This window comes from Nocardia sp. NPDC052112 (assembly GCF_040680135.1).
Lineage (GTDB): Bacteria > Actinomycetota > Actinomycetes > Mycobacteriales > Mycobacteriaceae > Nocardia.
Window position 1 is genome coordinate 165,917 of record NZ_JBFAWD010000016.1, and the last position, 12,382, is coordinate 178,298.

Annotated in this window: 5 protein-coding genes; all 5 read right to left on the minus strand. The window is 67.1% G+C overall.

Going from position 1 to position 12,382, the window contains the following annotated elements; translation table 11 throughout:
- Positions 1–14: 14 nt before the first annotated feature.
- The 5 genes from AB0L58_RS28340 to AB0L58_RS28360 all read right to left on the minus strand — a co-directional run bounded on the left by AB0L58_RS28340 (position 15) and on the right by AB0L58_RS28360 (position 12,357).
- Positions 15–6,041, minus strand: a complete 6,027-nt coding sequence (locus tag AB0L58_RS28340; RefSeq protein ID WP_364391009.1) for an amino acid adenylation domain-containing protein — start codon at positions 6,039–6,041, stop codon at positions 15–17.
- Positions 6,042–6,054: 13 nt separating this feature from the next.
- Positions 6,055–9,153, minus strand: a complete 3,099-nt coding sequence (gene nbtC, locus AB0L58_RS28345) for a nocobactin polyketide synthase NbtC (protein WP_364391011.1) — start codon at positions 9,151–9,153, stop codon at positions 6,055–6,057.
- Entirely contained in the window at positions 9,146–10,462 is a 1,317-nt protein-coding gene (locus AB0L58_RS28350) for a polyketide synthase (protein ID WP_364391013.1), read from the minus strand. Before AB0L58_RS28350 ends, nbtC begins: the two co-directional genes overlap by 8 nt.
- On the minus strand, positions 10,459–11,214 hold the full coding sequence (locus AB0L58_RS28355) for an alpha/beta fold hydrolase (RefSeq protein ID WP_364391015.1): 756 nt from the start codon (positions 11,212–11,214) through the stop codon (positions 10,459–10,461). Before AB0L58_RS28355 ends, AB0L58_RS28350 begins: the two co-directional genes overlap by 4 nt.
- 207 nt (positions 11,215–11,421) lie before the next feature.
- Positions 11,422–12,357, minus strand: coding sequence for a methionyl-tRNA formyltransferase (locus tag AB0L58_RS28360; protein ID WP_364391017.1), 936 nt, complete (start codon positions 12,355–12,357; stop codon positions 11,422–11,424).
- Between the last annotated feature and the right edge of the window lie 25 nt (positions 12,358–12,382).

Sequence of the window (12,382 nt, forward strand, 5' to 3'; positions counted from 1 at the left end):
GAAGAAACCGCCCCTCATTGCGACTGCTTCCACGCGGCACCCAATACGGCCAAGGCGTCCGAGCTGAGGCCGGACACACTCATCGCGGCATGTCGGTGCTGGTCGGGCTCTGCTGGCTGTTCCGTATCAGCTTGCGCGCCATCGCTGTCCGCATCGACAGCGACACCGGTACCGAAGGTTTCGCCGATGGTCGTGGTTACCCCCGCGGCCACGGCCTCGTCCACCGCGGCCGCGAGTTCGGCGATGGTGAGGTGCTCGAAGACCAGCTGAGGGGACAGTGGAAGGCCGAGTTGATTGGCGCGAGCCGACCATTGGATGGAGATCACGCTGTCGCCGCCGAGTGCGAAGAAGTTGTCATCGGCGGTGACATCCTCGATTTCCAGCAGTTCCTCGAGGATGGCGATGAGCTGCTGTTCGGTCTCGGTGTGCTCGGCACCGGACGACGCGGTGCCCGTTGCGGTTTCGCGGATGGCTCGAGACACCGTCGCGAATGCGAGTCGCCCGGCGGTATCCCAGCGAGCCCGCTGGTCGGTGCGGAACAACCGGGCGCCCGGCAGGTACGGATCGTCGACGAACGCGTCCGCCGAATCCTCGACGTACCCACCGGCCAGTCCGGCGCCGCCGACATACACGTCGCCCTCGACGCCGGGTGCGAGCGGTCGCAGGGCTTCATCCAGCACCAACACCCGCGCACCCGGAATGGGACGCGCACGGCCGCTGCCATCGACCGCCCCGCGCGCCACCGCACCCGCGTACTCCGGAATCCGGAGGTCGAAGGTGGCGACCGAACCGGCCGCGAGCGCCGGTAGCAGATCGGGAAGTGCTGCGGGCCAGTCGGTTCCGATGACCTCCCAGCTGCGCACCGACGGCAGCATGGAGATGCCGGTCTGCACGAACCGCGACAGCGTGACGGGCGCGGCGACCACGTGGGTGACCGAATGCGCACCGATCAGTTCGACGAGTGCGACCGGATCCTCGCGTTGCTGTTCGGTGGTCAGGATCAGTGTCGCCCCATCGGCCAGCGCGGCCAGCAACTCGACCTCGATCTCGGATCCCGACCACGGCGCGGCGACGAGTCGCACATCCGCCGAACCCGTTGCCCGATCCAGTGATTCGCCGCGTCGATCGGCGGCAATGGCCCGTCGATCGGCTACGGCGGCCGCGACAGCGTCCCGATCGAGCACGACGGTCCGCCCATCGGCGAGCGAAACCTCGACGGCATTCGCTTCCGCGTCCAGTGCCGCCAGCCGTCGCACCACCTCGGGAGCACCTGCCGCGCCCCCGCGATCGAGTTGTTCGAACAGCTCGCCATAGGTGAACGTCTCGGTGCCGCAGCACAGGGCGATCCGATCGACCGGAACACCGCGGCCACGTCGGATCAGCTCGGCGATCCCGGGCATCCGGGACAACTCCACACCGGTGGCCCATTCGCCGAGTACCCGCTGCCGCTCGGCGACGGGCATGACATCGAGTGCACCGACGGTGCTGTCGGGGGTTTCGGCGAAGGCGGTCAGTACGCGAAGCATGCGCTGCGCGAACAACTCTCCGGTCGCGGGCTGGTAGAGATCGGTATTGACGATGACGCTGGCATCGAAGCCGCCGTCGGAGCCCGCGAAGAAATTGATGCTGAGGTCCAGCAGCGAGGTGTCGAAATCCACCGGCAATACCGTCAGGGTGGTGTCCGCGTCCAAACCCTGACCAGCAGCGTCCCAGTTCTCCTCGCGGAAGTGCATCATGGCCTGGAACAGCGGGTTCCTGGACCGGGAGCGAGCCGGGTTCAGCGCGTCGACCAGGCGTTCCATCGGAATGTCCTGATTGCTGTACGCGCCGAGTGCGGTATCGCGGGAGCGCTCCAGCACGGTCCGCAGCGTCGGATTGCCGGACAGGTTATTGCGCAGCACCACCATGTTGGCCAGCAGGCCGACCAACTCGGCGGCCGCCGGATCGACCCGGCCCGCGATCGGGGTGCCGAGCGGAATATCCACACCCGCACCGAGTTTGTGCAGCAGCGTCGCGACCGCGGCCTGATAGACCATGAATTCGCTGCCTCCGCTCGCCTCCGCGAGCGCCTTCAGCTTGTCGCGCAATGCGGCGGGCACCGTGAACGGCACCACATGTCCGTTCTTGCCGAGAACGGCGGGACGTGGACGGTCCAGGGCGACATTGATCTCGTCCGGCATACCGGCGAGGGCGTCGCGCCAGTAATCCACCTGCGCGCCGAGCGAGTCGGCCACCTCGCGCTGCCACAGCGCATAGTCGGCGTACTGCACGTCCAAGGGCGTCCAGTCCGGCACGGCACCCACGGTGCGGGCACGGTAGGCGGTGGCGAGATCGTCCAGAATCGTCCGGAACGACCAGTGATCGGCCACCAGATGGTGCACGAGCAGCGACAACACGTGGGACTTGTGGTCCAGCACGAAGATCCGCGGCCGAATCAGCAGTTCGGTATCGACCGCGAAGCAGTGGCCACCGGCCGCCGCCAGTTCGGCGCGCAGCCGATCCGGATCGTCCAGTTCCGTCACCGGCACCTCGATCGGCCCGGCGGGCAGCACCGATTGATACGGCACGCCGCCGTTCTCGGGGAAGACGGTGCGCAGCACCTCGTGCCGGGCAACGACATCGGTGAGCGCGGCAGTCAGCGCATCGAGATCCAGCGGACCGTCCACCCGCACCGCGAATGGAATATTGCCGATCGCACTCGGCCCCTCCATCTTGCGCTGGAACCACAGTGCCAGCTGCGAGTAGGACAGCGGAATATGCTCGGGCCGTTCATGTTTCCGCAATGCGGGCACGGCGGCCGTGGCCCGCGCCGGTGTCGCCTCGATGAGGGCGGCGAGTCCGGCGACAGTCGGGGTATCGAACGGTGCGCGCACATCGATCTCGACGCCGAATTCGGTGCGAATCCGCACGACCAGACGGGTGGCCAGCAGCGAGTGCCCGCCGAGTTCGAAGAACGAATCGTCCGCGCCGATCTGCTCGCGGCCGAAGATCTGCGCGAACAGTCCGGCGAGCCGGATTTCGGTGGCGGTGCCCGGCTCCCGGTAGCGGTGGGTGGCGGCGCGTTCCGGCGCAGGCAGTGCGCGCCGGTCGAGTTTGCCGTGCACGGTCAACGGGATCTCGTCGATCACCGCGAAGGCGCTCGGCACCATGTACTCCGGCAGCGCGGCGGCGGCGTGCCCGCGCACCTCGTCGATATCGAGCGTCGACTCCGAAAGGCCGTTGGCCGCGACCACATACGCGGCAAGCATCGCACCGACGGCGGCGTCCTCGACCGCGATGACGACGCAGTGTCCGACGCCAGGACAGGACGCGATGGCCGCCTCGACCTCGCCGAGTTCGATTCGGAAGCCGCGCACCTTGACCTGCTCGTCGGCCCGGCCGACGAATTCGATCTCGCCATTGGCATTGCGCCGTGCGAGATCTCCGGTCCGATACAGCCGAGCGCCCGGCTCGAACGGATCGGCGACGAACCGCTCCGCGGTCAATCCGCGCCGATTCAGGTAGCCGCGCGCCAATTGCGCACCACCCAGATAGATCTCACCGACCACACCCGATGGCACCAGCTGCAGCGCTTCGTCGAGCAGGTACACCGTGACGTTCTGATTCGGCATACCGATCGGCACGATCCGGGTGCCCTGCGGCCCTTCCACATTCATATGCGTGGCACACACCACGGCCTCGGTCGGACCGTAGTGATTGCGCAGTTCGGCATCGAAAACGCCGGCGAACTTGTCGGCCACCTCACCGGGCAGCGCCTCACCGCCCACCGGAACATGCCGCAGCGCACGCCATTCACTCACCTCCGGCAGCAGCAGGAAGGTGCTCAGCATCGACGGCACCATATGCAGCACGGTGATCCCGCAGCGGGTGATCAACTCGGCGACATACGGAATATCGCGGAAGGCGTCGGGTTTCGGGATGACCAGCCGGGCACCGAGGGTGAGTGTCACGAAGATATCGAGCAGGGAGGCGTCGAAGCTCACCGAAGAGGACTGCAGCAGCCGATCTTCAGCGGTCATACTCCACTCGGCGACGAAGCCCGCGAGATGTTCGGCGATCGCGGCATGGGATACCGGTACGCCCTTGGGCTTTCCGGTGGACCCGGAGGTGTAGATGACATACGCGAGATGTCCGGGCAGCAGCGGCCGCACACGGTCCGTATCGCCGGGATCGGTGTCGGGAAGTTCGACCGCCGCGGATTCGGCGGCGTCCAGTTCGACCCGCCCGAGCACCAGCCGTGGTGCGGCGTCCTCGACCAGGTAGCCGATGCGATCGTCCGGGTAGGCGGGATCGATGGGCAGATAGGCCGCACCGGATTTGAGCACACCCAGCACCGCGACCACGAACTCCACCGAATTCGACAGCCGCAGCCCGACAATGTCCTCGGTACCGAGTCCCTGACCGATCAGCCAGTGCGCCAGGCGATTGGCGCGACGATTCAATTCGGCGTAGCTGAGCTCGGTATCGGCCGTCCCGCGTTCGGCTGGGGCGACAATGGCGAGCGCGTCGGGCGTTACCCCGACCTGATTTTCGAAAAGCCCGACCATGGTGGTCGGCTCGGCCTCGACAATCGGGCCGTGCGACAGCGCGAGGATCGCGGCGCGATCGGCCGCGCCGAGCATATCGATATCACCCAGCCTGCGATCGGGATTCGCGAGCGCGCTGTCCAATAGCTGCACGTAATGGCCGAGCAGCTGTGCCACCAGGGCGCGGTCCAGATCGGCGATCCGGTACTCGGCCTCCAGATAGGCGCCGTCGGCCTCGGTGACGACGGTCAGCCCCAGCGGAACCTGCGCCACCGCGCTGCCGAGATCCAGCAGCGTCGCCTCGACACCCGCGAGGTCGAACCCCTGTGCGCTGCTGCGCACCCCGAAGCCGAGTCGGACCAGCTGCTCCAATCCGTCTCGGCCGCCGACCCGATCCGGATTCGCCTCGCGCACCACGCGATCGATACCGACATGCTGATGCGCGAAGGCACCGACACAGGTGTCGCGAATGGTTTCGGTGAAGCGGGCGAAGGTGTCCTGCGCACCGATGGTGGCGCGCAGCAGCAGCGTATTGCCGAAGTAGCCGATCAACGATTCGGCGGCGGCATCGCGGCGCACGGTCACCGGGACCGATACCAGGAAATCCGTTGCCGCGGTGTAGCGGTGGATCACCGCGTCGTAGGCGGCCAGCCACACCATGAACGGGGTGGCGCCGTGCGCACGCGCGAAGGCCGCCACCCGGCCGACGAGCTCCGCGGGCAGCGGCAAGGTGCACCGATCGGATTGCTTGGCCGCCACCGTACCGACCGGGGCCGGTCCGGGGAGTTCCAGGGATTCGGGCAGCGGACGCAGGGTCGCGCGCCAGTAGTCGATATCGGCGCTGTCATTGTCGGCGGTGCTGTCGCCGAAGACCGCGATATCGACGAATTGCGCACGGTCGGTCCGGACCGGCTCGGCGCGGTAGGCGGCATTGAGCTCGGTGAAGAAGACGGCCCACGAGTCGTCGTCCCAGCTGATGTGATGTGCGGCCAACAGCAGGGCGAATTCGTCGGCGTCGGTGCGCACCAGGCTGACGCGCAGCGGCGATTCGGTCGCGAGATCGAACGGGCGGCCGAATTCCCGGCGCGCCAGCACTTCCAGCCGGCGCGACCGCCCGGCTTCCGGTAGGTCGGTCAGATCGTGTGCCTGCCACGACAGTTCGAGCTCGGCGCGCACGATCTGGTACGGCTCACCGTGCTCGTCGAGCCCGTAGGTGGTGCGCAGGATGTCGTGCTGGTCGACGACGACCGCGATCGCATCGCGCAGCCGGACCTCGTCGAGCGCACCGGTCAGCCGATAGGCCACACAGATATTGAGGGTGGTGTCCTCCGGATCCCGGGTCTGCAGAAACCACATGCGCCGCTGCCCGGCCGAAAGTGGATGACGTGCACCGGGTTCCGATCTGCGCGCCGGTGCGGCCGCGGTAGCCGGTGCGGTCAGACCGCTTTCGGCCAAACGCTGGCGCAGCAGCGCCTTCCGGCGGTCCAGCACGCTCGCTGCCTCGTTGTTCGACATCAGAATCCCTCGCCTAGACGTTGCTGTCGGCCATCAGGCGCACGACGTCGTCCAACGACGCGCCGCCCAGAATGGCCGCCACCGGAAGATCGCGGTTCAGTTCGGCCTGCACTCGCTTGCGGAAGTCCAATGCCTGCAGCGAATCCAGGCCGAGTGCCACCAGCGGCACCGAGCTGTCGATGGCATCGAGCCCATCGGCGCCCATCACCTTGCCCAGTTCGATGCGCACCTGATCGGACAGTGAACCGACGGACGGCACGACCACCTCCGGCGCGACCACGATGGCGGGAACGGCGGCGGCAGGCGCTACCCGCGGCGAGCCGGGGTCCACTCGCGCGAGCACATCGGCGAGCAGCGGCCCCCAGCCGACCGCCGAGATGATGTCGTTCAACTGCGACCAATCCGCGGCCATCACAATGCGATTGCCGGGCCGCCCGATTTCGGCGTACTCGGTGAAACCGATGGCGAGTGCGTCGCGCGGGTCCATGGACTGGCCGCCCGCGGCGGCGATCCGGTCCACGCCGACCGTGTGCAACGGTCCCTCGAGGTCCCAGATACCCCATTGCATCGCAATGGCATTCGTGCCCGCCGCACGCAGGCGCATGGCCAGGACATCGAGCATCCGGTTGACGGTGGCGTAGAGAATCTGCCCGCGACCCCCGAAGGTGGCCGCGGCGGATGAGCAGATGACGATACGGACATCCGCGGCCAGTGGCAGCAGTCGCAGCAGGTGGTCGGTGCCGATGATCTTCGATGCCGCCATCTCGAACAGCTTCTCGGTGCTCACATCGGCGAATTCGGCACGCACATAGTTCACCGCGGCGTGTACCAGCATGGTCGCGGGGGTGTCGGCCAACGTGGCGGCGAGGGCACGCACGCTGGATTCGTCGCCGACATCGCACGCGACCACCGCGACCTCGGCGGTGCCGATCTGTCGCACGACTCGCAAACGGCCTGCGACCGAATCGGTTTCACCGGACCGGCTGAGCAGCGTGATTCGCCGCGCACCACGACCGGCGAGGTACTCCGCGAACTTCAGTCCGAGGGTGCCGGTCCCACCGACGATGACGACGTGCTCGAGCTCCGCATCATCCGCAACTCCGGCAGCCGGTTCGGTTTCCACCTCGAGCCGCTTGGCATAGAGCCCGCCCGCGCGCAGCGCCAGCTGCGGTTCATTCTTGGCATGCAGTGCGCGCACGATCTTGGCGGCCTGCTCCGCATCGGCGGCGTCGAGGTCGAGGTGCCGGAAGGCGGTGCCGATATTTTCCAGTCCGATGCAGCGGAATCCGGCGGAGACCGCGCCGTGGAACAGATGCGGTGCCGGATCGTCGGCGACCGCGGCTTCGCCGCCCACGGTCACCAGCCAGCAGTCGGTGACCGTGGTGTCGAGCTCGGGCAGCCAGCGCGCGTCATAGAACCGCGCCAGTTCCGCGACCGCGGCGGGCCCGTCCAGCTCCGGCAACTCCGGCAGCAGCACGACTATCGAGTCATAGGCGGCAGTGTCGGCGGGCTGGTCGGGGTCGTAGACGGTCGCGCCGCCACCATGATGGTGAGCCGCGGTGCACAGTGCCGCCGCGAGTTCGGCGCACTGTCCGGTGTGGTCGACGACGAGGATGGTGCGCGGCGAAACCAGCGAACGGCGCTCGAGCCGCACCCAGTGCTCGGCGAGCCGGGTCGCGGTGTGCTCGGGCGCCACCGGCGTCGCATTCGCCGTCGTCCGGTAGGTGGCCCACAGTCGCTGCGGATTCAGCACGGTGTTGGGGAAGTCGCGCAGCGGCAAATGGACTGTGTCCGAAGCGGATTCGACCCGCAGCGCATCCCATCGATAGTTCAGGTCGTGCACCGCGACGGTCGCCAGATTGCGGGTGAACTCACCGAGTCCCGCCGCGGTGCGCAGCGAGGTGCCGATCACCCGGAACTCCCGCTGCGGCCGGGCCGGATCCGGACGCACCGTGCTGAGGTTTTCCTGAATAGCCAACTGCAGCATGGGATGTTCCGACATCTCGACAAAGGTGTCGACGTCGGCGGTGGCAGCCGTAATCGCCCGATCGAACCGGACACGGTTGCGCAGATTCCAATACCAGTACTGGTCGTGCCGCAGATCGGGCGTGATGGTAGTGCCGAGTGTCGCACCGTAGCAGGGGATTTCGGTGGCAATGAAATTCGGGCCGCTCATTTCGTCGCCGAGCGCCGCTTCCAGACCCGCCCGGTACTCGCTGACCACCGAGGTGTGCGCCGGATACGCGACGCGGATCTCCTTGGCGAACTGACCACGCGCGGTGGCGGTTGCCACCATGTCGACGATGGTCTCGCGGTCACCCGAAATGGCCAGGATATGTGCCGAATTGACCACCGACAGCTCGGCCCAGCCGGAGTGTCGCGCGAGTAGTGCCTCACATTGGTCGCGGTCCATGCCGAGCACCGCCATCGAATAGCCGCGCGGCGACAGCTGATCGACGGCCAAGGCCCGATGCGTCACCGCGAGCACCGAATCCCGCAGCGTCATGATTCCCGATACCGCACCGGCGGCCAGTTCGCCCTGGCTGTGCCCGATGGTCGCGGCGGGTTCGACACCCGCCGCGCGCCACATGGCGGCGAAGGCGTACATCTGGAACATCAACGCAGGCTGGAGCACCCGCACGTGGTCCTCGAACTGCCCCTCGTTGCCGAGCAGATAGTGCAGCGGTTCCCGATGACCGAAGCGCTGCTCGAAGATCGCGGTGCAATCATCGACCGCGCGCCGGAAGGCCGGGGAGAGGTCGTAGCAGAGCTTGCCCATGCCCGGGCGCTGACTGCCCTGTCCAGGGAAGACGAATCCGATGCCACGCCCGGTGGCGGCACCATCGGCCACCACGACCGCGGGATGCTCGGCACCAGCGACGATCGCCCGTAACGCGTCGAGCAGACCGTCGCGATTGTCGACCATCGCCAGCGCCCGCCGCCGACGCGCCATCCGGGTGCGAAACAGCATGTCCGCCAGGCGATCCGGGGCTACGCCGGGATACCGCTCCAGGTATCCCAGGATGGCGACCGCCTCGCCGCGCAACCCGTCGGCGGTGTCGGAGGACAGCAGTACCGGGACGGTCCCGTCCGGTAGTCGGTAATCAGGCATCGATATCCTCCAGCACGGGCATGGCCAAGATCGCGTGCGCATTGGTGCCGGCGACGCCGAACGAGGAGACGGCGCCGTAGCGGACGCCGGCGATCGGGTCCCAGGGTTCGAGTTTCGTGGCCAACCGCAGACTGGTGGCCGCCCAATCCACCTCGGTGGTCGGGTTGTCCGCGTAGAGGCTCGGCGCGATCTGACCGTTCGCCCCGCTCAGCAGCACCTTGATCAAGCCGAGCACCCCGGAGGCGGCCTGTGCGTGGCCCATATTCGACTTCACCGAGCCGAGTCGTGGACCGTCGGTGCCGCGGTCGGCGCTGCCGTAGGACTGTGCGAGGGCGGTCAGTTCGAGTGGATCGCCGACCGGTGTTCCGGTGCCGTGTCCTTCGATCAGGCCGATGTCCTCGGGTCGAATTCCGGCCGCCGCCAAGGTCTTCTCGATCAGCCGCTGCTGTGCCGTCGCGCTGGGCACCGCCAGCGGTGCGCCCTTGCCGTTGTGGTTGACCCGGGTGGCGAGCAGACGGCCGTAGATCCGGTGGCCGAGTTCGCGTGCGCGGGATTCGGATTCGACGACGACCACCCCGGCGCCCTCGCCCCACAGTGTGCCGGTCGCGTCGGCGGCATAGGAGCGACAGTGTCCGTCGACGGCGAGTGCGTTGTTCTTGGAGAATTCGAAGAACGCCGCGGGCGAACCCATGACACAGACGCCGCCGGCCAGCGCCCACTCGCATTCACCGCCTCGCACGGCATTGGCGGCCAGGTGCAATGCGGTCAGCGATGATGCGCAGGCGGTGTCGGTGGTCAGCGACGGCCCGATCAGTCCCAGACTGTGCGAAATCCGACCCGCTACCGCGCCGAGGGCGGTCCCGGTGGCCCGATATCCGGAGTACTCGGTGACCACACCGGACTGCGGCCCGTATTCGTTGATGGACGCGCCCATGAAGCAACCGACCTCGGCGCCATCCAGTGCGCCCGGATTGATGCCCGCATTCTCCAGTGCCCGCCAGGCCACCCGCATCGCGACCCGCTGCTGCGGATCCATCGAAATCGCCTCGCGCGGGGTGATACCGAAGAACATCGGATCGAATTCGGTTGCCTCCGACAGGAAACCACCCGCGTCGGCGACCCGGCTCCAGCCTTCGGTGCGATGCAGCGAAAGCAGCTCCTCGATCGGCCATTCCCGATTGCGCGGGAACGGTCCGATGAGTTCGCGGGCTTCGGCCAGCGCCGACCAGAACTCGGGCAGCGTCTCGATACCGCCCGGCGCCTCGACGGCCATCCCGGAGACGACGATCGGATCCACTTCCGTGCTCATCCGACGCGATCCAGTTCGGGCGCCAGCAATTCCGCGATACCGGCGGCATTGTCGTTCAGATAGAAGTGCCCGCCGTCGAAGATGGTGACGTCGATGTCCTGGACGCTGTGGTTGGACCAGCCGTACAGCTCACGCGGCGTGATGAAGTGATCCTCGGCGCCGCCGAGCACGTGAATCCTGGCCCGCACCTGGACATCCGCCGGGCAGGTATAGGCATCGAAGGCCCGGTAGTCGGCCTTCACCACCGGCAGCGCCATCCGCATGACCTCGCGGCTGCCGAGCACATCCGCGCCGGTGCCCTCCAGCGCGCCGAGGTGGTCGAGAATCTGCTCGTCCTCGCTCGGATGCGGCGGCAGGTCGACGGCGCGGCCGGGTGAGACGGCGGCGGAGGGCGCGAGCAACCGCACCTCGAGTCCGGCCGCCTCGGCATTGCGAACCAGTTCGAAGGCGACCATCGCGCCCATGCTGTGGCCGAACACCGTCAGCGGCAGACCGCGATTGTGTTCGGAGGTACGGAATTCCGCGAACGCACCGGCGGCGAGTTCGGGCAGCGTGGCGAGTGCCGCCTCGCGTGCCCGGTCCTGGCGACCCGGGTACTGGAAGATCAGCACATCGAAGTGCTCGCTGAGCACCTTCGAGAAGGCGCGATAGGTGGACGCGCCGCTACCCGCGTGCGGGCAGATCAACAGGGGCGGACATTCGACGGAGCGGGGCTGGTGGAATTGCCGGATCCATCCGAGATTTGCTGGCATTTCTTGACTCCTGCGCTTCCGCCGGACGTCCCGGCGCAATGGTCGCGCCAGGCAGCGTCATTCAATCGGCGGCGTACAACAACCCCCGGTTCGCTGCACTGATCTGGTTACTTCTGAACGGTCGCTTCTTCTGAACGGTCGCCCGATATTAGCGTAGCCTACCCTAATAAGTCTACCGATCCGGGCGGACCGTCTACTGCTGCCGCCTCACTGATCGGTGAGATAACCACCGCGCGTGAAGAATTCCGCGGCCGAATGTTCGGTGCCGTCCGCGGCACGAATCCGGGTGAGCACCAGGCCGCGATTGCGCCCGCGATGCGCCTCCGGACCACACACCACCGCGCCGCCGCCTTCCTGCACGATCACCCGACCGGGCGTGCCGCCGTAACGCGCCTCCGAGACCGCCGCCTCCAGCACCTCGATCCGCTCGCCGCGGTAGTAGGTGAACGCGCGCGGATACGGTTCGGACAGCGCGCGCACGAAACGCTCCAGATCAACGGCGGACCAGGTCCAGTCGATGCGGCTGTCCCGCTCGGAACGCTTGTGGAAGTATGTCCGCTCGGACTTGCGCTGCGGCTTCCATTGCGCGGTATCGGATTCCAGTGCGTGCAGCGCTTCCCGAAGCGCGCCGGGGATGAGTTCCATACCGCGCAATACCAATTCGGTACCGGTATCGGTGGGACCGATGGGCAATGCGCGCTGCACCAGGATGTCGCCGGTGTCCAGGCCCTCGTCCATCCGGTGCACGGTCAGACCCGTCTCGGACTCGCCGCTGATCAGTGCCCACAGCACCGGGGAGAAGCCGGTGAACTTGGGCAGCAGCGAATCGTGCAGGTTCAAGGTGCCGTGCGGGGGCAGATTGTAGAGCTCAGCGGGCATCCAGGTATACCAACTGTTCACCACGATGACGTCCGGTTCGACCCGCTTCACCAGGTCGATGGTTTCGGCATCGGCCCGTTCGGTCAGATGCACCGGGATACCGTGTTCGCGGGCGAGGTCCTCGACCGAATCCGACCAGATCCCCTTATACGAATCCGCACTGGCCGGATGGGTGACCGCGAGCACGACCTCGTGTTCCGAATCGATCAGTGCCTGTAGGGTTTTGCGGCCCCAGGTCTGGAAGCCGAACGAAACGATGCGCATGAAAACCTCACGTAGATGTATAGGG

Bases quoted from the DNA above. Each gene is read 5' to 3' on its own strand.
- AB0L58_RS28340 (WP_364391009.1), bottom strand. From the start codon at position 6,041: ATGTCGAACAACGAGGCAGCGAGCGTGCTGGACCGCCGGAAGGCGCTG.
- nbtC (WP_364391011.1), bottom strand. From the start codon at position 9,153: ATGCCTGATTACCGACTACCGGACGGGACCGTCCCGGTACTGCTGTCC.
- AB0L58_RS28350 (WP_364391013.1), bottom strand. From the start codon at position 10,462: ATGAGCACGGAAGTGGATCCGATCGTCGTCTCCGGGATGGCCGTCGAG.
- AB0L58_RS28355 (WP_364391015.1), bottom strand. From the start codon at position 11,214: ATGCCAGCAAATCTCGGATGGATCCGGCAATTCCACCAGCCCCGCTCC.
- AB0L58_RS28360 (WP_364391017.1), bottom strand. From the start codon at position 12,357: ATGCGCATCGTTTCGTTCGGCTTCCAGACCTGGGGCCGCAAAACCCTA.